This is a genomic window from Pseudomonas sp. REB1044, from assembly GCF_038813925.1.
In the GTDB taxonomy this organism is placed as follows: Bacteria; Pseudomonadota; Gammaproteobacteria; order Pseudomonadales; family Pseudomonadaceae; genus Aquipseudomonas; species Aquipseudomonas boreofloridensis.
On record NZ_CP046139.1, the window covers coordinates 1,026,786 to 1,052,241 of the forward strand.

The following is a 25,456-nucleotide window of genomic DNA, read 5'->3' on the forward strand; positions in this document are numbered from 1 at the left end:
AATGAAACCCGCCCCTAGAATTGCCCGGCCCACCACCTCATCCTCGGGAAATCGCCGCAGTGCCGCGTCGCCACCTCGGAGCGTTTCGAACGCTCAGTGCCTGTGCCCTCAGTCTGACCTTGAGCGGCTGCATCGCCACCTTGGGCATCGCCCCGCAAAGCCACACCCTGCAACCCAATGAACTGAGCATCGACCACGCCATCGGCGCGGCCGCACAGGACGCCGCCTGGCCAGCCCAGCAGTGGTGGCGAGCCTACCGCGATCCGCAACTGGACCGCTGGATCGAACTGGCCCTGGCCGGCAGTCCGACCCTGGCCATGGCCGCCGCCCGTGTGCGTCAGGCCCGGTCCATGGCGGGCGTAGTCGAATCGCGCGAGCAGCTTCAGGGCGATGGCGCGCTCACCCTCAAGCGCCACAACTGGCCGGACGATCAGTTCTATGGCCCCGGCGCGCTGTCCGGCGCCAACACCTGGGACAACGATGCCCACCTCGGCCTGCGCTACGCCCTGGACCTGTGGGGCGCCGAGCGCAACGCCAGCGAGCAGGCCGTGGACCAGGCCCACGTGCGCGTCGCCGAAGCCCGGCAGGCGGCCCTGGAGCTGCAGAACAATGTGGTGCGTGCCTACATCGACCTGAGCCTGCAGTTCGCCCGGCGCGACATCGTCGCCGCCGAGCTGGCCCAGCAGCAGCAGATTCTCGACCTGGCCCAGCGTCGCCTGGCCGCCGGTATCGGTACCCACCTGCAAGTGAGCCAGGCCGAGGCGCCGCTGCCGGAAACCCATCGCCAGCTCGACGGCCTCGACGAGGCCATCGCCCTGAGTCGCAACCAACTGGCGGCGCTGGCTGGCAAAGGACCGGGGGAGGGCGCCCGCCTGGCGCGGCCGAGCCTGTCGCTGGCCGCGCCGCTGGCCCTGCCGTCGGCGTTGCCCGCCGAGCTGATCGGCCAGCGCCCGGATGTGGTCGCCAGCCGCTGGCAGGTGCAAGCCCAGGCCCGGGGTATCGATGTGGCCCACGCCGCGTTCTTCCCCAATGTCGACCTGGTCGGCGGCCTGGGTTTCATGGCCACTGGCGGTGGCCCGCTGGCGTTTCTCAGCGGCCGCAAGTTCAGCTACAACGTGGGCCCTGCCATCAGCCTGCCGATCTTCGACGGCGGCCGCCTGCGCGCGCAGTTGGGCGCGGCCTCGGCCGAGTACGACCTGGCAGTGGCGCACTACAACGCCACGGTGATCGACGCCTTGAAAGCGGTGTCCGATCGACTGATCCGCCGCGAGTCGTTGCAGCAGCAGGCGCGTTTTGCCACCGAGTCGGTCGCCGCCGCGCAGAAGACCTACGACATGGCCACCCTGGCGTTCCAGCGCGGGCTCACCGATTACCTCGATGTGCTCAATGCCCAGACCCTGCTGTTTCGCCAGCAGCAGATACAGCAGCAGGTGCAGGCCGCGCGCCTGAGCGTGCATGCCGACCTGGTCACCGCGCTGGGTGGCGGGCTGGGTGCAGGGGCTGATGTGCCGTCGGAGCCGCCACGATGAGGGACTGGCTGGCGCGCCTTGAGTGGCGCCGCGGTTTCTTCGCCTGGGCGCGCACCGACGGCGTCACCTGGATCTACATCTTCAAAGTGCTGGCCGCTGCTTTCCTGACCCTCTGGCTGGCCATGCGCCTGGAATTGCCGCAGCCGCGCACGGCGATGATCACGGTGTTCATCGTCATGCAGCCGCAGAGCGGTCATGTGTTCGCCAAGAGCTTCTATCGCCTGCTTGGCACCCTGGTCGGCTCGGCGATGATGGTCACGCTGATCGCGCTGTTCCCGCAGAACACCGAGCTGTTCCTGCCCAGCCTGGCGCTGTGGGTGGGCCTGTGCTCGGCCGGGGCCATGCGCTACCGCACCTTTCGCGCCTATGGATTCGTGCTGGCCGGCTACACCGCCGCGATGATCGGCTTGCCGGTGCTGCAGCACCCGGACGAGGCGTTCATGGCGGCGGTGTGGCGCCTGCTGGAGATTTCCCTGGGCATCCTCGTCTCCACCCTGGTCAGTGCCGCGATCCTGCCGCAATCGGCCAGCGCGGCCATGCGCCACGCGCTCTACCAGCGCTTCGGCGTGTACGCCGGGGTGATGGTCGAAGCCTTGCGCGGCCACAGCGAGCGCGCCCAGCTCGAGACCCGCAACGTGCGCTTCATCGCCGAGGCCGTGGGGTTGGAAAGCCTGCGCAACGTCACCGCCTTCGAAGACCCGCACATGCGCCGCCGCTCCGGCCGGCTGATGCGCATGAACAGCGAGTTCATGGCCATCACCACCCGTTTCAACGCGCTGCACCGGCTGCTGGAGCGGCTGCGCGCGCGCGGGCCTGCGCAGATCGTCGTGGCCATCGAGCCAGGCGTGCAGACCCTGGTGGCGTTGCTCGAACCCTACGTGAACCGCTACCTGACCGACCCTGACGCCCTGCGCCTGACCCTGGAACTGGCCGCCTACAAGGACGGCCTGCAAACCCAGGTGCGCAGCCTGCGCGCTGCCTACCTGGAGACGTCACCCAGCGAAGCCGACCTGCTGGATTTCCACACCACCTACGAGCTGCTCTATCGCCTGATCGACGAGCTCTACAGCTACGCCCAGACCCACGCGTCGCTGGCGGCGCACAACCACGAGCGCGAACGCTGGGACGAGCCCTACGTGGCCCAGACCAGTTGGCTGGTGTCGCTGGCCGCCGGAGTGCGCGGCGCTGCCGTGCTGTTGCTGCTGGGCAGCTATTGGCTGCTCAGCGACTGGCCCAGCGGCGCCATGATGACCTTGGTCGCCACGGTCACCGCCGGGCTCTCGGCGGCCTCGCCCAACCCGCGGCGGATGGCGTTCCAGATGGCCTGCGGCACCTTGCTCGGAGCCTTCATCGGCTTCTTCGAAACCTTCTTCGTGTTTCCCTGGATCGACGGCTTTACCCTGCTGTGCCTGGTGCTGGCGCCGGTGTTCGCGCTCGGTGCGTTTCTCGCCTCGCGCCCGGCCTATGCCGGCTACGGGTGGGCCTGCTGGTGTTCTTCTCGATCGGCTCGGTGCCGAACAACCTCACGGTCTACGACCCATACAGCTTCATCAACGACTACCTGGGCATGGTCATCGGCATGCTGGTATGCGCTGCGGCCGGGGCGATCATCCTGCCGCCGAACAGCCGCTGGCTGTGGAGCCGCTTGCAGCAGGCATTGCGCGAGCAGGTGCTGTTCGCCATCGGCGGCCGCCTGCGCGGCCTGGGGTCGGCGTTCGAGAGCCGCACCCGCGACCTGCTGCACCAGGCCTACGGTCTGGCCGCTGGCAAGCCGCAGGTGCAGGCCGAACTGATGGACTGGATGTTCGTGGTGTCGGAGGTCGGCCACGCCATCATCGAGTTGCGCAAGGAGCAGGCCAACGCCCCGGTGCACCCGGCCTACGCCGAGTCGCAGGCGTGGCGCCAGGCGATCCGGGTGATGGGCCGGGCCTTGGCGCGGCTGTTCCTGCAACCCAGTGCCGCCAACCACGAGCGTGCGCTGGTGGCCGTGGATCACGCCATCAGCCGCGTGCAGGCCACCGACGAACCGTTCGCCCGGCACTTCGACACCTCGGTACTGCGCCGCACACAGAGTTACCTGCACTTCATCCGCAGCTCCCTGCTCGACCCCCAGTCACCCCTGGCCCCGGCCAAAGGATTGCACCATGCCCCGTGAGATCGCCTTCCATGGCGTGTACCTGCCCACCATGACCTTGATGTTCCTGCTCGCTGCGGGCCTGGCCTGGGGCCTGGACCGCTTCATCGCCAGCCATGACGGTTACCGTTTTTTCTGGCACCCGGCGCTGCTGCGCCTGTCCCTGTTCGTCTGCCTGTTCGGCGTGATGGCGCTGTCGGTCTACTGGTGAGAATGCCCCGATGAAAAAGTTCTTCAGCCTGCTGGCCACCTTGCTGGTGCTCACCGCTGCGGTGGTGATCGGTCGCCAGTTGTGGCTGCACTACATGACCACCCCCTGGACCCGCGATGGCCGCGTGCGCGCCGACATCATCAACGTCGCTGCCGACGTACCTGGCTATGTGGTCGAGGTGCCGGTGCACGATAACCAGCGGGTGAAGAAGGGCGAGGTGCTGATTCGCATCGACCCCGCGCATTACCGGGTGGCGCTGGATCAGGCGCGCGCGCTGGTGGCTTCGCGCAAGGCCACTTGGGAGATGCGCAAGGACAACGCCCGCCGCCGCGCCGATCTGGACAACCTGGTGATCTCCAAGGAGAACCGCGACGACGCCAGCAACCTCGCCAACGCCGCGCTGGCCGATTACCAGCAGGCCCAGGCGCAGTTGGCGGCGGCTGAGCTGAACCTCAAGCGCACCGAGATCCTCGCCAGCGTCGACGGCTACGTGACCAACCTCAACGTCCATCAGGGCGACTACGCCCGCAGCGGCGAGGCGGTGATGGCGGTGGTGGACGAGCAGTCGTTCAGGGTCTACGGGTTCTTCGAGGAGACCAAGCTGCCCCATGTGAAGCCGGGCGATCGGGCCGAGTTGCAGATGATGAGCGGCGAGGTGCTGCAGGGCATGTGGAGAGCATCGCCCGAGGTATCTACGACCGCGACAACCCGCAGAGCCGCGAGCTGGTCGCGGACGTCAACCCGACCTTCAACTGGGTGCGCCTGGCCCAGCGGGTGCCCGTGCGCATTCACATCGACCAGGTGCCCGAGGGCTATCTGCTGGCGGCGGGCACCACCTGTACGGTGGTGGTGACGCCGAGCATTGACGACTGAGTCCGCCGCGAAGCGGCCGCAACACCTGGCGACCGAAATCATCCTGAAACCCCGCGATGGCTGATGACGGCGCGCTGCGCGCCAGGCCTTCGCGACAGGCTGTGAGCAGGTGTCAGGACGCGGGGCAGACCAGCACCGGCACCTTCACCCGGTCGATCACCTTGGCACTGATCGACGGGTCCAGCAGTCGCCCCAGCCGCGACAGGTGCCGGTGGCCCATGACGATCAGGGCGCAGTCCAATGCCTGGGCCTTGGCGACGATAGCGTCCTGTGGCTGCCCAGCGACCATGGCGCTCTCGCAGTCGAAGCCCGCCTCGCGCAAGGTGGCCACGGCCTGCTGCAGGGCGCGCTCGGCCAGTTGCTGCTCGTCGCAGGCCGCAGGATATTCCTCGCGCTCCTCTTCGGAGTAGGTCGCCGGGCGCGCGTGCACGGCGAAGGTCGGGTCGATGGCCAGGAGCACGTGCAGGCGGTGTTGGTCGGGGTGGCAATAGCGACGCGCGAGGTCGATCAGCGCGGTGCTGGCGGGGGAGGCGTCGATGGCGATGAGGATCGGCTGAGGCATGGAAACTCCTGGCGGGGTGGGGTTCGCCGCAGCGATTGACCCGCAAACGACCGCTCGCATTCTTGCGCCTTTGCCTGCCACGATAAAGCGCCTGCCGCGCATGTCGTCATTGCACCAGACGCAATCGTGCGACCTGCTACCATCGCGCTTCACACACGGATCACGGTAATCGCCCATGCAACTTCCGGACATGAACCTGCTGGTCGCCCTCGACGCCTTGCTCGACGAGGGCAGCGTGGTGGGCGCAGCGCAGCGCATGAATCTCAGCCCTGCTGCGATGAGCCGGACCCTGGGGCGCATTCGCGAGGCGCTCGGCGACCCGATCCTGGTGCGCGCCGGGCGCGGCCTGGTGCCGACCCCCGGGCGCTGGCCCTGCGCGATCAGGTGCGGGCGCTGGTGGAGCAGGCCGGGCAGGTCTTCAACAGCGGCGAGGACGTAGACCTGTTAGGCCTGGAGCGCACGTTCAATATCCGCACCAACGACCTGTTCGTCGCCTTGTACGGCGCACGCCTGCTGCACGTCATGCAGGAGCAGGCGCCGCGCACGGTGCTGCGCTTCGTGCCGGAGGCGCATGGTGACGACGACCTGGTGCTGCGCCAGGGCCAGATCGACCTGGTAGTGAGTTCGAGCATCGACCTGGGCCCGGAGATCAAGGTGCAGCACCTGTTCGACACCCATTTCGTCGGTCTGGCCCGCGAGCAGCATCCGATCTTCGCGCAGCCCATCACCCCCGAGCGCTTTACCCTTTATCCACAGATCAGCGTCTCGCGCCGTGGCCGCGCCAATGGCCCAATCGACGTGGAACTGGCCAACCACAAGCTGCAACGGCGCATCGCGCTGATCACCCCCAGCTTCCACTCAGCGATGTTCTCGCTGCCGGTGTCGGACCTGATCCTGCCGATGCCGGCCAACATCCTCGGCAATGTCCTGGAATTCGGCCTGCCGCTACGCGCCTTCGAGATCCCGGTCCCCCTGGAAAAAGTGCGAGTGATGCAAGCCTGGCACCCCCGCTTCGACAATGACCCCGCCCACCGCTGGCTACGCCGCACCGTCAAGGACTGCGCCGCCTAGCAGCGCTTAGCTTTAGGCTGCAAGCGGAAAAGGCGAGCTGCAAGGGGCAAGCTGCAAGCTGCAAGAAAATCAAAGGCGCCGCGATCCGCTCTTACTTGCAGCTTGCCGCTCGAAGCTTGCCGCTGGTTAGAGTTGCGCCCCGCGCAACTCTAACCTTCCGACAAGTCAGTTTTCGTAAGCATTGGCCGCCTCTAAAATCCCTCCAGCCGAGAATTGTTGCTGGAGATGTCTGAATCATGAGTGCCCTGACCGCACCTGCTATCGCCGCCCCGGTGGCCGCAGCGCCTGCGCAGTCGCCGTTTGGCCTGCGGGTGGTGGTGGGGCTGTTCGGCGTGCTGCTGGCGGTGCTGTGTGCCGGGCTCAATGAGGGGGTGACCAAGATTGCCTTGGCCGATATACGCGGGGCCATGGGGATCGGCGCCGATGAAGGGGCCTGGCTGCTGGCGGTGTATGCCGCGGCGTCGGTGTCGGCCATGGCCTTCTCGCCCTGGCTGGCCACCACCTTTTCCTTGCGCCGCTTCACCCTCATCGCCATTGCCGCCTTTGCCGGGCTCGGCCTGGTGCAGCCGTTCGCCCCCAACCTGCACAGCCTGATGCTGCTGCGCGTGTTGCAAGGCTTCGCCTCCGGCGCATTGCCGCCGATGCTGATGAGCGTGGCGCTGCGTTTTCTGCCGCCGGGAATCAAGGTCTATGGGCTGGCCTGCTATGCCCTCACCGCCACCTTCGGGCCGAACCTGGGCACGCCGCTGGCCGGGCTTTGGACCGAATACGTCGGCTGGCAGTGGGCGTTCTGGCAGATCATCCTGCCGTCGCTGCTGGCCATGGGCTGCGTGGCCTGGGGGTTGCCGCAGGATCCGCTGCGCCTGGAACGCTTCGCCCAGTTCGACTGGCGCGGCGTGCTGCTGGGCCTGCCGGCCATCAGCGGCCTGGTGTTGGGCCTGTCGCTGGGCGACCGCTGGGGCTGGTTCGACTCGCCGCTCATCTGTTGGCTGCTCGGCGGAGGTAGCCTGCTGCTGGTGCTGTTCCTGTACAACGAATGGTCCGAACCGCTGCCGTTCTTCCAGTTGCGCCTGCTGTCGCGGCGCAACCTGAGTTTTGCCCTAGTGACGGTGGCTGGGGTGCTGATCGTACTCTCAGGGGTGGCCAGCATTCCTTCGGCCTACCTGGCGCAGATCCAGGCCTATCGCCCGGCGCAGACCAGCCCGCTGATGCTGCTGGTGGCGCTGCCGCAACTGCTGGCCCTGCCGCTCACCGCCGCGCTGTGCAATATCCGCGCGGTGGACTGCCGCTGGGTGCTGGCGGCCGGGCTGGCGATGCTCGCAGCTTCGTGCCTGGGCAGCAGCCTGCTGACCAGCCAGTGGATTCGCGGCGACTTCTACCCGTATTACGTGTTGCAGGTGTTCGGTCAGCCGATGGCGGTGCTGCCGCTGCTGATGCTCTCCACCACCGGCATGAGTCCGCAGGATGGCCCGTTCGCCTCGGCCTGGTTCAACACGGTCAAAGGGCTGTCGGCGGCGGTCGCCGCCGGCCTGCTCGATGCGCTGGGCACCCTGCGCCGGCATTTCCATTCCAACCACCTGGTCGACAGCCTGGGTAACGCGCCGCTGGTGGACGATGCGGCGGCCAATCTGGCCGGGCGCCTGCATCAGCAGGCCCTGGTGCTGACCAGTGCCGACCTGTACCTGGTGATGGCGGCTGTCGCCGTTGCCCTGATCTGCCTGATTCCCTTCGTGCCTACCCGGGTCTTCCCACCCCGTGCCGTGGCCTGATCCCGTTCGAGACAAGCGAAAATGACCCACACGCGCAAGACACTCATCATCGCGGCGGTGCTCGCCGTGGCCCTGCTGGCCGCCGTGGTCGGCCCCTGGCTGCTGGGCAGCGACCACCAGCAGCGCACCAACGACGCCTACGTCACCGCCGACTACACCGTGGTCGCGCCGAAGGTGGCGGGCTTCGTCAAGCAGGTGCTGGTGGAGGACAACCAGCAGGTCAAGGCCGGTCAGTTGCTGGCCACCCTCGACGCCCGCGATTACCAGGCCGCGCTGGATGCCGCCCAGGCCCAGTTGCTGGTGGCCAAGGCGCAGAGCCTGGATGCCCGCGCCACACTGGATCGTCAGGCGGCGCTGATCGCCCAGGCCGAGGCGGCGGTGAAAGCGGCGCAGGCCGAAGTCGGCTTCGCCGACCATGAAGTAACCCGTTACAGTCGCCTGGCCGAGCAGGGCGCCGGCACGGTGCAGAACGCCCAGCAGGCGCGCAGCCGGGTCGACCAGGCGCGGGCACGGCTGGCCAACGCCCAGGCGGCGCTGCTGGCCACGCGCAAGCAGGTGGACATTCTCCAGGCCCAGGTCGGCAGTGCCGACGGCCAGCTCAAACGCGCCGAGGCCGGGGTGGAGAAGGCCGAGCTGGACCTGTCCTATACGCGCATCGTCGCGCCGGTGGACGGCATGGTCGGCGAACGCGCGTTGCGCGTAGGCGCCTACGTCAATCCAGGCGCGCGCTTGCTGTCGGTGGTGCCGCTGCAGCAGGCCTACGTGGTGGGCAACTTCCAGGAAACCCAGCTCACCCACGTCCAGCCGGGCCAAGCGGTGCGCATCAGCGTCGACACTTTTTCGGGTGAAACCTTGCACGGGCGGGTCGAGAGCATCGCTCCGGCTACCGGCGTGACCTTTGCCGCCGTCAAGCCCGACAACGCCACCGGCAACTTCACCAAGGTGGTGCAGCGCATCCCGGTGCGCATCGTCTTCGATGACGACCAGCCCTTGCGCGAGCGCCTGCGGGTGGGCATGTCAGTGGAGGCGACCATCGATACGCAGCATGACGGCCTCGCCGGTAAACAGGTGAGCGCACGATGAGCCGCCAGCCAGCCGTCACCCTGTTACTCGTCGCGCTGCTCAGCGGCTGTACCCTGGGCCCGGACTTCCAGCGCCCCGACAGCCAGGCGCCGCAGCAGTGGGGCGCCGTGCAAGGCGAGCAGGCCGCCAGCCAACCCCTGGCCGAGCCGCTGCAACAGCGTTGGTGGGAGCGCTTCCACGACCCGCGCCTGAGTGCCCTGATTGAGCAGGTGGCGGCCCGCAACCTGGATTTGCAGATGGCCAGCGCGCGCCTGCTGCAGAGCCGGGCGCTGCGCAGCAGCGTGGCCGCCGACCAGGCGCCGTCGGTGGCAGCCGAGGCCGGCTACAGCCGCTCGCGCAACAGTGCCGAGGGCCTGAACGATCCGTCCGGCAACGCCGGCAAGTCGGCCTACAACCTCTGGCAGGGGATCTGGTGGCCGGCTGGGAGCTGGACCTGTGGGGGCGCGTGCGGCGTCAGGTGGAGGCGGCCGATGCCAATGTCGCGGTGGCCGAGAACGACCGCAATGCCGTGCTGCTGGCACTGCTGGCCGAAACCGCTGGTGACTACATTCAGTTGCGCGCCGTGCAGCACACCTTGCAGATCACCGAGGACAACCTCGACCTGGCCCGGCACAGCCTGACACTCTCCGAACAGCGCCAGGCCGAAGGCGTCGCCACCCGGCTCGACGTGGCCCAGGCCAACGCCCAGGTGGCGATGATCGAAGCGCGGCTGCCGACCTTGCAGGCGCGTCGCGACGACCTGATCAATGCCCTCAGCCTGCTGGCCGCCGAACCGCCGCGCAGCTTGCAGAGTACCCTGCTGGCGCCCGGCGAGCTGCCGGCGCCGCAGCAGCGCTTCGCCATCGGCATCCCGTCGCAACTGGCCGAGCGGCGCCCGGACATCCGCCAGGCCGAGGCCCGTCTGTACGCTGCCACCGCCAGCATCGGGGTGGCCAAGGCCGACTTCTACCCGAGCATTCGCTTGTCCGGCAGCGCCGGGTTCCAGTCGCTGCAGCTCGCCGACTTCGGCGCCTGGGATGCGCGGCGCTTCGCCTTCGGGCCGCAGGTGTCGCTGCCGATCTTCGAAGGTGGACGGCTCACAGGGCAGTTGCAGTTGCGCGAGGCCCAGCAACAGGAAGCGGCGCTGAACTACCGCAAGGTGGTGCTCGGCGCCTGGCACGAGATCGACGATGTGCTGCGCCTGTACAACGCCAGCCAGTTGCGGCGCGACCATCTGGCCGAAGCGGTGAAGCAGAACCGCATCGCGCTGGAAACGGCGCAGCGTCAGTACGTGGAAGGGGCGGTGGACTTTCTCAACGTGCTGTCGGTGCAGTCGGCGCTGCTGGCCAGCGAAGAGCAGTGGATCGACAGTTCGGCGGCGGTGTCGCAGGCGTTGGTGGGGCTGTACAAGGCGCTCGGTGGCGGTTGGCAGGCGTTCGATCTGGGTTGAGGTCGAGCGCCGCCGCGCAGCTTACAGCGGTCGCAGCAAGCCGAAGCGCTTGCGCAGCACCCAGTCCAGCAGCCGTCGCGGCAGCCACCGGGCAATCAGCGGCAGTGCGCTGCTGCCATTGCCCAAGCGCACCAGCGCCGGCACCGGCGAGCGCTGGGTCGCGGCCAGCAGCCCTTGGGCGAACACGCTGGCCGGGGTCGGGCGGTCCTGCGAAGCTCGCGCCCGTGCCTGCACCTGTTCGCGCAACGGCCACCATGGCGAGTCTGCCGCCAGCAGCTGTTCGACCGAGTGCTGGGCATGGTTGGCGAACTGCGAAGCGATGGCCCCCGGCTGCACCTCCATGACGCGGATGCCGAACGGCGCCAGTTCCAGGCGCAGGGCATCGCTCAAGGCGTGCACCGCGGCCTTGGACGCGCAATAGGCCCCGGCGAACGGGGTGACCAGCACGCCGGACACGCTGCCGATGTTCACCACCAGGCCACGGGAGCGACGCAGCAGCGGGAACAGCGCGCGGGTCACGCCGACCAAGGCGAACAGGTTGGTTTCGAATTGCTGGCGCAGCGCCTCGACACCGCCGTCGAGCAGCGGTCCCATGGCGCCGTAACCGGCATTGTTGATGAGGATGTCGAGGTGCGGCAGCTCTACGGCCAGGCGGTCGAGGGCCAGGGCGTCGTTGACATCGAGCTGGCGGGCGCTGAAGCCGGCCTCGTGCAGGCGCTGAACATCGGCGTCTTTACGAGCGGTGGCCCAGACCTCGTGACCGGCATCGCGAAAGGCGTCGGCCAGGGCGCGGCCGATGCCGCTGGAGCAACCGGTGATGAGCACGGTAGTCATGGTCAAAGCCTTTAGTTGGGGCAGGTCGGATCAATTGGCGAAGGTGCCTTGCAGATGCTCGGCGCGAAACTCCAGGGTTTGCGGCCGATACCCGGCGCGCAGCGGCGGCAGCGGCAGGCAGTCGTTCCACTCGGCCCCGGCCTGCAGCTCACCCGGCCCGCGATAGCGCGGCGCAGCGTAGGTGTTTTCAGCGAGGTTGACGGTATCGCCCGGCGCATAAGCGCCCACGCGCCAGCGCAGTTCGCTGAGCGGGGCTTTGTTGGCGTTTCTTATGCTGACGTGCAGCGCCCGATCGGCAGGACATTGCCCAGGCGCATAGCTCAGGCGAATGTCCAGTCGCGCCAGTTGCGAGGCCTCACGACTGTCCTGCCAGACCACGACCAGCGCGACCAGCCCCAGTCCGCACAGCGCCGCCAGCGAAATCGGCAAGGCCTTGCTTGGATAACGCAGCAGCAGCACCAACCAGGTAAGGATGAGAAACGCACCGATGATCATGACGTGCCCAGGCCTTCGGAAAGCTACAAGCTACAAGCTTGTAGCGGCAAGCGGCAAGCGGCAAGCGGCAAGCGGCAAGCGACAAGCGACAAGAAAAAGCGGGACGGTGGTGAGCGCTCGATTTCGAACGCCCCACCGGCCCGCTTCTACTTGCAGCTTGCAGCTTGCAGCTTTTACTTGCCGCTTGCCGCTCAAAGCTGGCCGTAGGCCTGAGGCCTACTGCGCGATCGTCTTGACCGAGACGCCGCGTTCGACCGGGGTGGAGGTGCGGCCGTAGACGTCCTCGAAGCGCTCGATGTCATCCTCGCCCAGGTAGCTGCCGGACTGCACCTCGATAATCTCCAGCGGGATCTTGCCCGGGTTGCGCAGGCGGTGCACCGACGCGATGGGGATGTAGGTCGACTGGTTCTCGGTGAGCAGGAACACGTTCTCGTCGCAGGTCACCTCGGCAGTGCCGCTCACCACGATCCAGTGTTCGGCGCGGTGGTGGTGCATCTGCAGCGACAGGCTGGCGCCGGGCTTGACCGTGATGTGCTTGACCTGGAAACGCCCGCCCATGTCCACCGAGTCGTAGGAGCCCCACGGACGGTAGACCTCCAGGTGATTCTGGGTCTCGCTGCGGCCCTGCTCGTCCAAGGTGTTGACCATCTGCTTGACGCCCTGGACCTTGTCCTTGTGGGCAATCATCATTGCGTCCTTGGTCTCGACCACCACGATGTTCTCCAGGCCGATCACCGACACCAGCTTGCCGTTGCCATGGATCATGCAATTGTGGCTGTCCTGCACCACCACATCGCCCTTGGTCACGTTGCCGTTGTCGTCCTTCTCGTGTACATCCCACAGCGACGACCAGCAGCCCACATCGCTCCAGCCGGCCGACAGCGGCACCACGCAGGCGCGCTGGGTCTTTTCCATCACCGCGTAGTCGATGGAGCTGTCCGGGCAGCAGGCGAAGGTGGCCTCGTCGATGCTCAGCGCATCGGCGTCTTCTTTGCTGCGCTCCAGGGTCAGCAGGCAGGTGTCGTAGATGTCCGGGTCGTGCTTTTTCAGTTCTTCGAGGAAGCGGCTGGCGCGGAACAGGAACATGCCGCTGTTCCAGAAGTAACCGCCGGCGCGGACGAACTCGTTGGCGCGTTTCTCATCGGGCTTCTCGACGAACTGCGCGACCCGCGCCACGCCCTCGGGCAGCAGCGCATCCTGGCTGGAGCGGATGTAGCCGTAGCCGGTCTCAGGCTTGGTCGCCGGCACACCGAACAGCACCATCTCGCCCCGCTCGGCGGCCACGGTGGCCAGGGCCAGGGCGCGTTGCAGGGCCTTCTGGTCCTCGATCACATGGTCGGCCGGCAGCACCAGCATCAGCTCGTCGCGCCCTTCATTGACCAGCTTCATCGCGGTCATCGCCACCGCCGGCGCCGTGTTGCGGCCGAACGGCTCCATCAGGATCGCCTGGGTCTCGAGCTTCAGCGCGCCCAACTGTTCCTGGACGATGAACTTGTGGTCCTTGTTGCAGACCACGATGGGGGTGTCCATGCCCTCGAACACCAGGCGCTCGATGGTTTGCTGGAACAGCGTGTGCTCGCCGGTCAGGGCCAGGAACTGCTTGGGGAACTGCTTGCGCGACAAAGGCCACAGACGCGAACCGCTACCACCAGAAAGAATTACCGGGATCATCGTGTTTCTCCAATAGTCGTTGAGAGGCAGGGATCAGTTGCTAGCCACGGGGCGAGTGACCCACACCGGCGACAGGCGGGTGCCGGAACCGGTGACGTACAGCACGGCCGCTTCGCCGCGCTCCAGAGCGACGGGTTTGACGTCGCCGACTTTCTTGTTGCCTTCGAACAAGGCCAGGTTGACCTTGACCGGATTGATCTCGCGCTCGCCGCGCCCCTTGGCCGCCACCGACTTGACTACTTCGGTCTTGCCGTCGGCGGTCTTCAGGGTCAGGGCCTGGTCGCTGAGGTTCTGCACCCGCACCAGCGCCTTCTGCTTGTTCTTGAACGGCGGTTCTTCGACCAGTTGCGGGGTGCCGCTGGCGTTGTTGACCAGGGTGTAGTACTTGTCCGCGGCCAGCTTGACCGGCACGCTCTGGCCGCCCACTTGGGCGGTGTAGTCGCCGCCGGGCAGGAAACTGAAGTCGCTGCTGGCCTGGGCGCCGACCTGCTTGATCTGGGTGTTGCCCACCGAGGCTGCCGTGGGTGCGGAGCCGGCGTTGTACAGGCGCACGAAGGTCGAGCCTTTCGGTGCGCTGGGGCCGTACAGGGCGGCGTCGGCGCCGGCGGAGGCCTGCAGCGATGCCAGGGACAGGCCGGCCGCGAGGGTGAGGGCTTTGGCGATGGATGGCTTGCGAGTCATGTGCGTGTTCCTCTCTTTCAGTGGGTCGTCCGGGTGGACGACAGGGCCAGGTGTGCTTCGGATTGACGGGTGTTCTTCAACTGCGCGATCCACTGCGGATCGAAGCTGCTGAGATCGGTGCCCATGGGCAGGTAGCGTTCCGGGAATTCCCAGACCACCACCTGCGGCGGGGTGTTCTTGAAGGCGTCGCTCTGCAGGAACTTGAGCATCGGCTGGATGGGGCCATGGCCGTCTTCGGCGTAGTTGGCCACATCGCTGTGCAGCGCCTGCTGCAGCGCGCCGAGGAAGTTCCAGTGCGGGTTGGCGCTGTAGCTGGTGCCCACCAGCGCAACCGGAATGGACGCGTCGGCGAACAGCGCGTCGTCGCCTTCGCCCTGGGTTTGGGCGGGGCGCGTGGTGCGCTGCTGCAGGGTGTCGGGGTGTGGCAGCAGGTCGCTGAACAGCGGGTCGAGCGGCAGGAAGTTGGTCAGGTCGCCCTTGTACGGCGCGCTCTTGCCCGCTTCGGTGATGTAGGCCTGGGGCTCGGCCTTGAGCAGTTGCTGGCGCTTGACCGCTTCGCCCAGGCTCTGCGCGACCACTTCGGCGCCCATCGGCGTCCAGTGCGTGTCGGTGCGCAAGAACACCTGGCCGCGCGCCTTGGCCTGCTGCAGCGGCGCCAGCAGGTCGGGGGCGAACACGTTGGCCTGGCGCGCCTGGGCGTGGAACTGGTTGAACAGCTCGCCGTGCAGGCTGGCCGGCTGTTCCTTGCCCAGGTACTCGGCGTACACCCGCGCTTTGGCCGGCACGATCGCCAGCACCAGCTCGATGTTGCGCTGCTGCAGGGTATCGCGCACGCCACGGATCAGCGCCAGGTTGTCCTGCATCTGCTGGCCGGCGCTGGCGTCGGGCTTGAACTCCTCGTCGCTGAACAGCCACTGGTCACGGCCCAGCACCACGCCGGGACGGCCTTCGTTGAACAGCGTGAAGTCCAGCGCCGCCCACAGGTTGGTGCCCACGCGCTTGATCGGGAACTGTTCGTCGTAGTGGGTCTCGGCGGCCTTGGCCAACTTGCCGTCGAGCAGGGTCATCTGTTGCGTGCGGGTAAAGCTGTCCAGGCCGCCCAGCGACCAGGCGCCCAGGCCGACCAGCAGGCCCAGGAACGACAACGAATAAGTGATGCGAAGTGTCCGGTTCATGTCATCCCCTCAGAACTGGAAGTACAGGAACGGCGAGTAGCTCTGCGCCGAAAGCTTGAGGATCGAGGCAACGAACAGCAGCACCAGGGCGCGGGTCATCACCCGGGTCCAGTCCAGGCTCAGGGTGCCGTCGCCGTGGACCTGCGCCGGCACGCGCGCCGCAATCGGCGGGGTGGCGTTGCGATAGAAGTCGCGCAGGCCGAAGAACGCCAGGCTCAGGTAGGCGACCACCAGCGTGGCCACTTGCAAGCCGGTGAGCTGGGCGCGGTTGAGTTCCGACAGTTGCCACTGGCCGAAGCTGAACATGGCGCCGTACATGCGACCGGCCACTTCCAGGTTCTCGGCGCGGAAGATCACCCAGCCGACCACCACCAGCAGGAAGGTGAAGGCCCACTTGATTGGATTGAAGCGCTGCGGGTTGGTGTCGATGCCCAGCGCCCGTTCGATGGCCAGCCACAGGCCATGCCAGGCGCCCCAGATGATGTAGGTGAAGTTGGCGCCGTGCCACAGACCGCCCAGCAGCATGGTCAGGAACAGGTTGCGGTAGGTGGCCAGGGTGCCTTTGCGGTTGCCGCCCAGGGTGATGTACAGGTAGTCGCGCAGCCAGGTCGACAGGCTGATGTGCCAGCGCCGCCAGAACTCGGTGATCGACTGGCTGATGTACGGCTGCTTGAAGTTCTCCATGAAGCGAAAGCCCATCATCAGGCCCAGGCCGATGGCCATGTCGCTGTAGCCGGAGAAGTCGAAGTACAACTGCGCGGTGTAGGCCAGCGCGCCGAGCCAGGCATCGCCCGTGGTCGGGTTCTGCAGGGCGAAGCAGTGGTCGGCGACCACCGCCAGGGTGTCGGCGATGAACACTTTCTTGATGAAACCCTGCATGAAGCGGGTGCAGCCTTCGGAGAACTTGTCCAGGGTGTGGGTGCGGTGGTTGAACTGCTCCACCAGGTCCTTGAAGCGCAGCACGGGACCGGCGATCAGGTGCGGGAAGATCGCCACGAACGCAGCGAAGTCGATCAGGTTGCGCGTGGCCGGGGTGTCGCCGCGGTACACGTCGATGATGTAGCTGATCGACTCGAAGATGTAGAACGAGATGCCGATCGGCAGCAGTACATGGGTGAGGATGAACGGTTCCAGGCCGAACGAGGCGATGATCGCGTTGAGGCTGTCGACGCCGAAGTTGGCGTACTTGAAGTAGCCGAGAATCGCCAGGTCCACGCCCACGCCCAGCAGCAACCAGCGCTGGGCAGGTTTGCTGCGCACGCCGGCGGCGCCGACTTTCAGGCCGATCCAGTAGTTCCACAGGGTCACGCCGGCGAACAGTGCGAGGAAGTCCACCCGCCACCAGGCGTAGAAAATGTAGCTGGCGACCAGCAGCAGCAGGTTGCGATAACGGTTGCCGCTCAAGTAGTACAAGCCGAGGAAAACCGGCAGGAACAGGAACAGGAACACGTTGGACGAAAAGACCATCCCGGTTCTCCTTTTTATTCACAGCAGCCAGGGCACAGCGCCCCCCAAACCCCCCACGAAAACGCGGCGGATCACCTTGGTGTCTGTGGGTGCGCGACAAGCTCGCTCCCACAGGGGTCATTTCATTTCTTGCGTTCTGCGTTCGGGTCGTACACCCGGGTCATATCGCCGCCCATGCGGAAGCTGTTGAACGGCTGCATGCCGTGCTTGCGCTGCTGGGTGTCGCCGACGCACTGGTACAGCGCGCACCAGGGTTCGAGCCAGGCGTACTTGCTGTCGACCTTGAGGTCCTTGAGGTCCTGCTTGACCCCGGCGCGCTCGGCGAAATGCACCGGGTCGCGAGCGCCGGCCAGCACGCCTTCGCCCAGGCGCTGCAGGGCGAAGTTGTTCTCGCTGCGCAGGTCGACGTCGTTGGCCTTGGCGAAGCTGGCGATCATCGCCAGCGGCGGCAGGGCGTAGTTGTGGTAGGCCAGGGCGCGCTGGCGGCGCTTGATCTCGTTGGGCAGGAAGCCTTGGTCGTCGATCTGGTTGATGCCGACCTTGTATTGCTTGATCGCCCAGTCGAACAGGTCGCGGCGGTCGGTGGCCACGGCAGTGGCCATCACCGACCAGGCCGCCCAGTAGCTGTGGTTGTTGATCTTCTCCAGCGGCAGGTCGCTCCAGTCGCGCACCGTCTGCTCGGCCAGCTTGGCGAACCAGCGCTCGATGCGCTGGGCCTCGGCGCGGTGCGCAGCCAGGGGCTGGGCGCTGGAGAATTTCAGGCGCAGCCAGGAGCCGCTCATGCTGCCCAGCGCCCATTTGCGCATGGACTTGCCGGTGTGGTTGAAGTCGGTGGACTCCAGCGCATCGGCCTCGGCCCAGCGGTCGAGCCAGCCGAGCACGCAGTCGAGCTGCGCCGGGCGTCCGTCGCGCATGTACTGACCGACCATCTTGCTGACGCCCTTCTCCAACGTGGTGATGTCGGCGGTGGACTGGTGAAAGGCTCGCTCGGAGGCCAGGTTCAGGGTGGCCCGGGCCTTGTCCGAGCCTTCGTACTTGCTGCGAAATTGCAGCGCGCCGGTGTAGGGCTTGGGCGCCGGTTCGCAGCGGAAGTTGCCGTCGCTGACCTTGAGCTTCTCGATACCCTCGTAGTAGCCCTGCGGCGGGACCAGGGCCGCGTGGGCGGCGCCGCCGAACAGGGCCAGGGTCAGTAATGCAGGACGCAGGGTGCGCGTGAATGCCGTCATGTTCGCCTCACTGGCCGGCTTGCGCGGTGTGGCGCGCGCTGCCGGCGAAGTTGTTGCGTTTGCAGAGTTTGGCCTCGACCTTCTGGGTGCCGCTTTCCGGTCCCTGGACTTCCAGGGCCAGCAGGTTCTGGCTGGCCCAGTCCTCGTCTTCGCGCATCTGGAAGACGAAGCGCCCGTCGGTGTCGGAGGTCTCCGGCTTCTCCAGCTTGATGTCCTCGTGGCGACCGTTGAGGTACCAGAGGGTGGCTTGCAGCACCTTGACCGACGGATCCTCGAAGCGGATGTCGAGCTGGTGGTTGCGGTTGACCAGGTCCTTGATCACGCCATTGCGACCGTTGACCAGCAATTCGTTCTTGCCGGGCTTGAGCGTGGCGCTGGCGCTCATCTGCGCGGGGCGGTCGTCGCAGCCGTCGTCGAGCAGGGCGAGGATCTGTCGCCAGATGGTTTCCTGGTCCAGGCGATAGAGCGGGGAGAATTCCCAGATCAGGATCTTAGGTGGGTTCTTGTGGAACTCCTCGCTGCCCAGGTACTGGATCATCGAGCCTTCCAGGCCGCCGCCGGGGAAGGCGACGTTGAGCACGTCGGCGCCGATGGCCTGTTCGAGAAAGCCTGCGAAGTTGTAGTTCTTGCCGCTGTGGCTGGTGCCGACCAGGGTGATCTGGGCGTTGCCCGAGTCGCCGAACAGGTCGTCGCCGCCGCTTTCGCCCTTCGGCTCGGTGGTGAACTGGTCCATGTACTGCACCGCGTAACTGGTGCCGCACAACTGCCCGGCGACGTTGTGCAGGGTGCCGGTCTTGCCCATGCGCCCGGATTTCTGGGTCTCGAATTCCTTGCGCGGGATGCCCTCGAACGCTGGCATCTGGTGCACCGTGTCGGCCACGATGCGCGCCGCGCGCTGGGCGCCGTAGGGCGTCCAGTGCTGGTCGCCGCGGAAGTAGAAGTCCTTGCCCTGGTCGGCGGCGGCCAACTGCTCGTTGGTCAGGGGCGACAGGTCAGGCACGTTGTAGCCCATCTTCGCGAAGCGCTGCAGCATGGCCTGGTAGTTGTGCAGGGCCTTCTGGTAGTCGAAGGCGGCCTTGTCTTCGGGCTTGAGCATGTTGCGGTTCACCAGGCCACGGGTGGGCTGGTACACCATCACCAGTTCGATGCCGCGCTTCTTGAACGCATCGTGCACCTGCTGCAGGCGCTTGTAGCCGCCGGGGGTGGTGTCGAACTCGGTGCGCAGGTCTTCGCGGGTACGGAACAGCCAGTCGCCCTGGGCCTGCACCAGCGTGGTGAAGTTCTGCTGGTAGCGGGTCACGTAGCGGCTGGCGTCATGCGCCTCGGGGCACAGCTGGCAGCAGGGCTCGGCGCTGAAACTCGGCGCCTGCACCTGCTCGGCGCGCACGCCCTGGCTGATGGCCAGGAGGGCGGCGGACAGGCCGAGCAGTTTGATCAAGTGTGGGGTCATGGTCTGGGCTTCCTTAATCGATCATTTCGCTCTGGCGCTCGACCGGGTCGATCAGCACGGCCTTCTGCTGGCGCACCAGCAGGTCGAGGATTTCGTCCTGGCGCTCGCCGAGCACGCCGTTGAGGCTGATGCCGCTGGACTTGCGCGGGGCGAGCATGGCCACCTTGTACAGCTCCACCGACAGGGGCGAGTCGATCGACAGCGGGCCGGAGCCGTTGGCGGTGAGTTCGCCGCCGACCACGATCAGCGAGACCTTGGCGTCGAAGGGGTCCAGGGCGATGTCGCGGTCGGTGTCGGTGAGGTCCTTGATGTGGCCGTAGATCCCGACCAGGCCGTTTGCCATGGCGATGTTCTCGTACAGGCGGATGTTCACGCTGTTGCGCACGCGGATGCCGTGGCGGCGGTTGTTGATCACCTGGTTGCCCCAGATCAGGTTGTCGCCGCTCTCGTAGAGGGTGATGCCGTCGGTGTGGTTGCGGTAGATCTCGTTGTAGGCCACCAGGTTGTTGATGCTGTTGCGGTCGATCACCACGCCCGAGAGCTTGTTGTCGAAGCTCTTGTTGTTGATGATCCAGCTGTCGTTGACCTCACGCGAGACGATGATGCCGTGCTTCTTCTGGGTGCCATGCACGGTGTTGCCAGCGATGATCAGGCCGTGCGAGCGGTCGTGCGGGTCGATGCCGTAGACGATGTTGTCGCGGTAGGTCGAGTCCTTGATCACGAAGCCCTGGGTCTCGTAGCAGTAGAAGCCGTACCACATGTCGCTGAACGCGGAGCCGATGATCCAGCCGGTCGGTTCGGGGCGGCCCATCTGCTTGGCCATGTTCGGCGTGTACTGGGAAATGCTCACCCCGTAGGACTTGGACTTGGCGTAGCCGAAGCTGGCCATCTTGCTGTTGACGATGTAGGTCTCGGTGCCGCCCCAACTGAGCAGGAACGGGCGGAATTCCTTGGGCGAGCGGAACGTGGCCGGGCCGTTGTCCTTTTCCCGCCAGCCGGTGACCTGGGTGTCGCGCACGAACAGCTTGCCGTCGTTGATCAGGAACGCGCCGCTTTCCTGGGACAGGCGCAGCTCCTTGACCTTGCCGTCGATCTCCAGCACGCCGTGGCGTCCGACCACGATCGGCAGGCGCGCCAGGTACACGCCCGGCGCGGTCTCGCGCAGGTACTGGGCGGGCACTTTGCGGCTCAGTTCGGTCAGGTCGACATGCCCGTCGTCGACGAAAATCGCCTGGGGAATGCCGTGTTGGCGCTGGACCCACTCGGCGGCCTTGTTGTCGCCGCCGATGAACTCCTTGAGCGCATCTTCCTGGAGCATGCGGCGCACGCTGACCTTGCCCTTATGGCGACGGTCGATCTTGCGCTGCACGGCCTCGGCGGTGTAGCCGGAGAGGTCGGGCAGCGTCGGTGGGTCCATCTGCAACGGTTCGCTGGGCGCGGCGGCCACGGTGTAGGTCTTGGCCTGTTGCAGCCCCTTAGCGGTGAGCGCAGGTTCCGCGGCGGCCATACCGCAGGCCAGCAGCAGGGCGCTGGCCAGCAGGCTGTGGCGAAGGTTCGGGTGCAGGTTCATAAAAGTCCTTGGCCGGCCTTAGAAGCGCCAGATCACGTCGACGAAAGCGCGGTGCATGTACGAGTCCGCTTCCTTGCCGTAGGCATCGCCGGGCTTGAACACGCCGGCGCGCAGGCGTACCAGCGCCGAGGGCTCGTCGATCGACTGGCTCAGCGAGGCGGGCAGCAGGCCCTGCTTGAAGTACTTGGTCACCACCACGTCCATTTCCTGGCCCAGGTCTTTCTCGCCATTGACCAGCGGACGGTTGATGCCGTCGTCGTTGACCACCGCGTTGATACCGCTGGAGCCGATGTTCTGCTCACCGTCCACGCGCCAGAACTTGTGGTAGATGAAGCTGGCGTCGTAGTCCTCGCGCAGTTGCCAGGAAGCGAACAGGGTGGCTGCCTGCAGGTTGCCCAGCTCGCCACGGAAGGCTTCGCCGAAGCGGTGCACGCGCGAGCGGGTGCCGGTGAAGTTGGAGCGGTTGCTTTCAAGGCCGGTCTGCTCGAAGTTGTTCGAGCCGTCGCTGCCGCCGCCGCTGCCGCGGGCATAGGCCGCGCCGACCTGCCAGTTGGGGTCCAGGCGCAGGCGGATGCCCAGGTCGGTGGCCCAGGCGTTGACGTCGCCGCTGCGGGTGCCGGTGGCGACCTGCTCGTCGCCCACCAGTTGGCTGCTCAGGGTGTCGCGGTTGCCGGTCAGCCAGGTCAGGCTGCCCCAGTAGTTGACGGTATGGTCGTTGCGCCAGTTGTAGGCATCGCTGTTGGCTTCAAGGCCCAGCCAGGTGAGATCGCCGGTGCGAGTCTTGTCCAGGGCATCGACGCGCTCCCCAGGGTTTTTCAGGCTGCCGCTGTCGTGGGTGTGATGGGCGCGCAGGCCGACCCAGTGCCCGGGCGTCCACTGGGTGGCGACATTGCCGTAGACATGGGTGCGGTGCTTGTCTTCGGGGGCCAGTTCGGTGAGGTCGGTGCGGTATTCGCTGAAGCGCTGCGCCACGCCCAGGTCGGCCTTGAGCAGGGTGGTGTCGAAGCTCCAGTTCAGCGCCTCGATGTTGGTGTCGCGCCACATGCCGTCGTCGCTGCGCAGGCGCTGGCGACCAAAGCGCAGTTGCTCGCCGGGGTAGGGCGTGAAGCCGCTGTAGCCGACCCAGAACTCGCGCAGGGCCAGGTAGCTCTTGTCCGGCTTGCGGCTGTCGTCGCCGGTGTCCACCGCGGTGCCGTCGTCGTTCTGGCGCAGGGTGTCGGTCTCGATGGTGTCGGTGGCCGTCACGGCCTGGCCCATGGCATAGGCGCTCCAGTTACCGCGTTCGCCATAGACCCAGGGGCGCAGGTCCAGGCCCAGGCCGTTGACGTCGCCGCCGGGACGGGTGCCCAGGTCGCGGTCGTCTTCGGACTGACCGGTGACTTTGACCTCCAGGCCGAAGTTCTTGGCGGCGGTCTCGGCGGCCAGGGTCGGCAGCGACCACAACAGGGCGAAGCTCAGGCCGATGCCGGCTTTCACGAAGGGGTTGAGCGTCATAGCGAATCCTCGGCGTCTGCGTCGTTCTGGTCGTTGCCGTCCTGCAGGGCGTCCAGGGCCAGGTTGCTGGTGCTGGCCTGGAGCATCCCGGCCCGCGCGGTCTTTTCCTGCTCCAGCAGGCGCTGGGCCTGACTGCGCTGCTCGGCGTCGAGCTGCGGTTCGAGCTGTTGCAGCAGCTCGCTGGACTGCTCAGTGGGGTTGAGCTGGGCGAGCTGGGCGAACACCCAGGCGTTGCCCGGATTGGGACGGATGCCGTGGCCTTCGCTGTACAACTGGGCCAGGGCATAGTCGGCGCTGAGCTGACCGCCACGGGCGGCGCTGAGCAGGTGATCGACCGCCTTCTGCGGTTCCACCTGACCCAGGTAGCCACGGCGGTAGAGCTGGCCGAGGTAGTAATGGGCACTGATTTCGCCGGCATCGGCCGCGGCCTGCAGGTGCTGCTCGGCCTTGTGAGCATCGGCCGGCACCTGCTTGCCTTCGTAGTACAGACGGCCCAGCAGCAGGTCGGCGCGCGGCTGTTCGGCGTCGCGACCTTTGTCGAGGTAGGCCAGCAATTGTTCGGTGTCGCCCAGCTCGGGGAAGTCGTAGAGCAGTTGCGCCAGGCTCACCCAGGACGCGGGGTTGTTCGGGGCGACCGATTCGAGCAGGGCCTGGGCGGTCTTCTCGTCGGTCTGGCCGAGGCTGCGGTCGGCCAGCACCCGGGCGACGCTGTCGACGCGGGTGGCCGGCACCGTGCCACGGGCGTGGGCCGACTTGAGCTGGTCGAGCAGGGCGGCCTGGCGGTCGCTCTGGCCACGCTTCTGGTAGACGGTGGCCAGTTCCACATAGCAGACGTCGGCGGCGCTGAGCGCGGCCTTGCAGATCTGCTCGACATCGTCCAGGTGCTGGTCGTAGCTGCCCTGGGTGCGGTACAGCAGCACCTGGGCCAGGCCCGCCTCGGGGTTGCCGTCGGCGCGCCACTGGTCGATCTGGCGCTGGGCGTTGATGTCCGGGAAGCTCTGCGGGTATTGCAGGTAGAGCATGGCCAGCGGAATCAGGGTATTGCCCTCGCCTTGCTGGGCGGCGAGCTTGAGCAGGGTTTCGGCTTCTTCGCGCTCGGCCTGGGTACTGCCGGGCTTGGCCACCAGCAGGCGGCCCAGACGCGCCTGAGCTCGTGGTGAGGTGGCGGCGGCCGCGCGGTAGGTGGCTTCGGCCTGTTCGAGCTGCGCCGGATCGCGGCTGCCGACCTGGATATCGGCCAGACCCACCTGGGCATCGCTGTAGCCCAGGTCGGCCAGGGCCTTGTAGTTGGCCTGGGCGGTGGCGATGTCGCCGCGTTTCAGCGCTTCGTTGGCCAGGCGCTGGTCGGGCAGGCCGGAGCAGCCGGCCAGGGCGATGGCGGCGGCCAGGGCACACCAGGTCAGTGGGCGGGCGCTGTTCGCCCGACCGCGGGACGAGCCCGCGCCCACAGCGGTCGTCTCCAGCGCCGTACCGGTGGGAGGCAGCATCGCCGCCACCGAAGAAACACCGTTCAAAGGCTTCATCCCCGGTCCCCTTACAGCCCGCGGGCCACGGCGCGGTCGATCAGCCAGTCCATCGACGGGCCACGGTCGCTGTTCACCGAGGCTGGACGCCCGGCCAGCTCTGCGGGCAACGCGCCGTCAGGCTTGATCTGCACGCGGATGTCCGAGGCCAGGTTGTCGGTGTCCAGGCTGCTGCTGCCGACGATCACGCCGGTGCGCACTTGGTCTTCGCCAGCCACCTGGAAGTTGACCCGGGTGCCGGGCTTGACCTCGTCGAACTGGCGATAGCTGAAGCGTGCTTCGACCATCGGGTTGGTGGTGCGCGGGATCAACTGGTACACCGGCTGGCCTTTGCTGGCGTACTGGCCGTCGTCCACCAGTTGCCGCGCGACCACGCAGTCGCAGGGGCTGGTGAGGGTGCCGGAGAGCTGCTTGCCGAACAGCTCCTCGACCTTGGCCGGCTCCAGTTGCGAGTCGTCCAGGTGGCCCTTGAGCAGGTCCAGCATGCTGGTGTCGAAGGTGGCCAGCGGCGCGCCCTTGCCGATCTGCGCGCCGGTCTGCACCAGGCCCTGCAGGCTGCCGTCGCGGGGCATGGTGATGGTGGTGGTGGGCACGGCGACCACCCCGGCTTCGGCGTGGCTGACGAAGTACAGGCCGTACAGCGACTTGGCGACGAAGCCGAAGGCGGCGATGCCGACCACGAACACGCCGAGGGTGACGCTGACCGCACGCAGACGGGCGAAGGGCGACAGGCCGGAACCGGCGTCCTTCTGCTTGCGCGCTTTGGTGAAGTTGTCGCGTTGCAGGGTACTGAGCACGTCGCCGACGCTGATCAGCTCACCGGACAGGTGGCTGGTGATGATGTGGCGCAGGGTGGCGATGTCGCGCGGTTCCAGGTTCTGGAACTCGGCGCCGATGCGCCCGCTGCTGGTGTCGCTGGAGCGCACCAGCAGCTCGACGTCCATTGCCAGGCCGAGGTTGTCGACCACGAACTGCAGGCGGCCGCGCAGCAGTTCGCCGACCGGCAGGGCGCGCTTGGCATGGAACGACAGGCCGCCGGCGGACAGGTCGTCGACCTTGACCTCCTGCTGCTGGCGCTCGCCGTCGAGGTAGCGCAGCTTGGCGGGAATACGCACGCGAGCGTGCTGGCGCTGGGCCTCGGACTCATGCACGACGTTGACGTTGACAGCGTTATTCATGGCGATTTGTTCCTTTGCATCGATCCGGGTT

Annotated in this window: 17 protein-coding genes and 4 pseudogenes; 8 read left to right on the top strand and 13 right to left on the bottom strand. The window is 66.8% G+C overall.

Annotation, left to right across the window (positions count from 1 at the left end):
- Positions 1–59 precede the first annotated feature (59 nt).
- The 4 genes and pseudogenes from GKC70_RS04830 (at position 60) to GKC70_RS04845 (ending at position 4,747) form a co-directional block, all read left to right on the top strand.
- Positions 60–1,529 (top strand): efflux transporter outer membrane subunit, encoded by a 1,470-nt coding sequence (locus GKC70_RS04830; RefSeq protein ID WP_342650610.1) that lies wholly within the window; start codon positions 60–62, stop codon positions 1,527–1,529.
- Positions 1,526–3,684: pseudogene (locus GKC70_RS04835) on the top strand (FUSC family protein). The gene GKC70_RS04830 and the pseudogene GKC70_RS04835 overlap by 4 nt, the downstream one beginning before the upstream one ends.
- On the top strand, positions 3,674–3,874 hold the full coding sequence (locus GKC70_RS04840; protein ID WP_029614886.1) for a DUF1656 domain-containing protein: 201 nt from the start codon (positions 3,674–3,676) through the stop codon (positions 3,872–3,874). Before GKC70_RS04835 ends, GKC70_RS04840 begins: the two are co-directional and overlap by 11 nt.
- Positions 3,875–3,884: 10 nt before the next feature.
- Positions 3,885–4,747, top strand: a pseudogene (locus GKC70_RS04845) (HlyD family secretion protein).
- A gap of 112 nt (positions 4,748–4,859) precedes the next feature.
- Here GKC70_RS04845 and GKC70_RS04850 read toward each other — a convergent pair.
- Positions 4,860–5,309, bottom strand: a complete 450-nt coding sequence (locus GKC70_RS04850) for a universal stress protein (RefSeq protein ID WP_342650611.1) — start codon at positions 5,307–5,309, stop codon at positions 4,860–4,862.
- Between the two features lie 175 nt (positions 5,310–5,484).
- Between GKC70_RS04850 and GKC70_RS04855 the strand changes: the two are divergent.
- The 4 genes and pseudogenes from GKC70_RS04855 to GKC70_RS04870 all read left to right on the top strand — a co-directional run bounded on the left by GKC70_RS04855 (position 5,485) and on the right by GKC70_RS04870 (position 10,661).
- Positions 5,485–6,380: pseudogene (locus tag GKC70_RS04855) on the top strand (LysR family transcriptional regulator).
- A gap of 236 nt (positions 6,381–6,616) precedes the next feature.
- Positions 6,617–8,149: an MFS transporter gene (locus tag GKC70_RS04860; RefSeq protein WP_342650612.1), complete on the top strand. Its 1,533-nt coding sequence runs from the start codon at positions 6,617–6,619 to the stop codon at positions 8,147–8,149.
- A 21-nt stretch (positions 8,150–8,170) separates the two neighbouring features.
- Positions 8,171–9,232, top strand: coding sequence for an HlyD family secretion protein (locus GKC70_RS04865; RefSeq protein ID WP_342650613.1), 1,062 nt, complete (start codon positions 8,171–8,173; stop codon positions 9,230–9,232).
- Positions 9,229–10,661, top strand: a pseudogene (locus GKC70_RS04870) (efflux transporter outer membrane subunit). Before GKC70_RS04865 ends, GKC70_RS04870 begins: the two are co-directional and overlap by 4 nt.
- A gap of 21 nt (positions 10,662–10,682) precedes the next feature.
- Here the strand turns inward: GKC70_RS04870 and GKC70_RS04875 are convergent.
- The 12 genes from GKC70_RS04875 to GKC70_RS04930 form a co-directional block, all read right to left on the bottom strand.
- Complete coding sequence (locus tag GKC70_RS04875; RefSeq protein WP_342650614.1) at positions 10,683–11,495, bottom strand: SDR family oxidoreductase; 813 nt, start codon at positions 11,493–11,495, stop codon at positions 10,683–10,685.
- 30 nt (positions 11,496–11,525) lie between these two features.
- Positions 11,526–11,990: a multidrug transporter gene (locus GKC70_RS04880; RefSeq protein WP_342650615.1), complete on the bottom strand. Its 465-nt coding sequence runs from the start codon at positions 11,988–11,990 to the stop codon at positions 11,526–11,528.
- Between the two features lie 216 nt (positions 11,991–12,206).
- On the bottom strand, positions 12,207–13,661 hold the full coding sequence (locus tag GKC70_RS04885) for a mannose-1-phosphate guanylyltransferase/mannose-6-phosphate isomerase (protein ID WP_342650616.1): 1,455 nt from the start codon (positions 13,659–13,661) through the stop codon (positions 12,207–12,209).
- A 33-nt stretch (positions 13,662–13,694) separates the two neighbouring features.
- On the bottom strand, positions 13,695–14,342 hold the full coding sequence (locus GKC70_RS04890; RefSeq protein WP_342650617.1) for an alginate O-acetyltransferase AlgF: 648 nt from the start codon (positions 14,340–14,342) through the stop codon (positions 13,695–13,697).
- A 17-nt stretch (positions 14,343–14,359) separates the two neighbouring features.
- Positions 14,360–15,517, bottom strand: coding sequence for an alginate O-acetyltransferase (locus tag GKC70_RS04895; RefSeq protein ID WP_039579944.1), 1,158 nt, complete (start codon positions 15,515–15,517; stop codon positions 14,360–14,362).
- Positions 15,518–15,526: 9 nt separating this feature from the next.
- On the bottom strand, positions 15,527–16,984 hold the full coding sequence (locus GKC70_RS04900) for an MBOAT family protein (RefSeq protein ID WP_342650618.1): 1,458 nt from the start codon (positions 16,982–16,984) through the stop codon (positions 15,527–15,529).
- Positions 16,985–17,106: 122 nt separating this feature from the next.
- Positions 17,107–18,210 carry a mannuronate-specific alginate lyase gene (locus GKC70_RS04905; protein ID WP_039579939.1) on the bottom strand — a complete coding sequence of 368 codons (1,104 nt, stop codon included), beginning with the start codon at positions 18,208–18,210 and terminating at the stop codon, positions 17,107–17,109.
- 7 nt (positions 18,211–18,217) lie between these two features.
- Entirely contained in the window at positions 18,218–19,660 is a 1,443-nt protein-coding gene (locus tag GKC70_RS04910; RefSeq protein ID WP_116889036.1) for an alginate O-acetyltransferase, read from the bottom strand.
- Positions 19,661–19,673: 13 nt separating this feature from the next.
- On the bottom strand, positions 19,674–21,230 hold the full coding sequence (gene algG, locus GKC70_RS04915; RefSeq protein ID WP_342650619.1) for a mannuronan 5-epimerase AlgG: 1,557 nt from the start codon (positions 21,228–21,230) through the stop codon (positions 19,674–19,676).
- 18 nt (positions 21,231–21,248) lie between these two features.
- On the bottom strand, positions 21,249–22,724 hold the full coding sequence (locus tag GKC70_RS04920) for an alginate export family protein (RefSeq protein WP_342650620.1): 1,476 nt from the start codon (positions 22,722–22,724) through the stop codon (positions 21,249–21,251).
- Entirely contained in the window at positions 22,721–24,247 is a 1,527-nt protein-coding gene (gene algK, locus GKC70_RS04925) for an alginate biosynthesis TPR repeat lipoprotein AlgK (RefSeq protein ID WP_342650621.1), read from the bottom strand. Before algK ends, GKC70_RS04920 begins: the two co-directional genes overlap by 4 nt.
- Before the next feature lie 11 nt (positions 24,248–24,258).
- Positions 24,259–25,425 carry an alginate biosynthesis protein Alg44 gene (locus tag GKC70_RS04930; protein ID WP_342650622.1) on the bottom strand — a complete coding sequence of 389 codons (1,167 nt, stop codon included), beginning with the start codon at positions 25,423–25,425 and terminating at the stop codon, positions 24,259–24,261.
- Between the last annotated feature and the right edge of the window lie 31 nt (positions 25,426–25,456).

Coding starts and splice junctions, on each gene's coding strand:
- GKC70_RS04875 (WP_342650614.1), bottom strand. CDS start 11,495: ATGACTACCGTGCTCATCACCGGTTGCTCCAGCGGCATCGGCCGCGCC.
- GKC70_RS04865 (WP_342650613.1), top strand. CDS start 8,171: ATGACCCACACGCGCAAGACACTCATCATCGCGGCGGTGCTCGCCGTG.
- GKC70_RS04885 (WP_342650616.1), bottom strand. CDS start 13,661: ATGATCCCGGTAATTCTTTCTGGTGGTAGCGGTTCGCGTCTGTGGCCT.
- GKC70_RS04910 (WP_116889036.1), bottom strand. CDS start 19,660: ATGACCCCACACTTGATCAAACTGCTCGGCCTGTCCGCCGCCCTCCTG.
- GKC70_RS04920 (WP_342650620.1), bottom strand. CDS start 22,724: ATGACGCTCAACCCCTTCGTGAAAGCCGGCATCGGCCTGAGCTTCGCC.
- algG (WP_342650619.1), bottom strand. CDS start 21,230: ATGAACCTGCACCCGAACCTTCGCCACAGCCTGCTGGCCAGCGCCCTG.
- GKC70_RS04860 (WP_342650612.1), top strand. CDS start 6,617: ATGAGTGCCCTGACCGCACCTGCTATCGCCGCCCCGGTGGCCGCAGCG.
- GKC70_RS04850 (WP_342650611.1), bottom strand. CDS start 5,309: ATGCCTCAGCCGATCCTCATCGCCATCGACGCCTCCCCCGCCAGCACC.
- GKC70_RS04905 (WP_039579939.1), bottom strand. CDS start 18,210: ATGACGGCATTCACGCGCACCCTGCGTCCTGCATTACTGACCCTGGCC.
- GKC70_RS04880 (WP_342650615.1), bottom strand. CDS start 11,990: ATGATCATCGGTGCGTTTCTCATCCTTACCTGGTTGGTGCTGCTGCTG.
- algK (WP_342650621.1), bottom strand. CDS start 24,247: ATGAAGCCTTTGAACGGTGTTTCTTCGGTGGCGGCGATGCTGCCTCCC.
- GKC70_RS04895 (WP_039579944.1), bottom strand. CDS start 15,517: ATGAACCGGACACTTCGCATCACTTATTCGTTGTCGTTCCTGGGCCTG.
- GKC70_RS04890 (WP_342650617.1), bottom strand. CDS start 14,342: ATGACTCGCAAGCCATCCATCGCCAAAGCCCTCACCCTCGCGGCCGGC.
- GKC70_RS04840 (WP_029614886.1), top strand. CDS start 3,674: ATGCCCCGTGAGATCGCCTTCCATGGCGTGTACCTGCCCACCATGACC.
- GKC70_RS04930 (WP_342650622.1), bottom strand. CDS start 25,425: ATGAATAACGCTGTCAACGTCAACGTCGTGCATGAGTCCGAGGCCCAG.
- GKC70_RS04900 (WP_342650618.1), bottom strand. CDS start 16,984: ATGGTCTTTTCGTCCAACGTGTTCCTGTTCCTGTTCCTGCCGGTTTTC.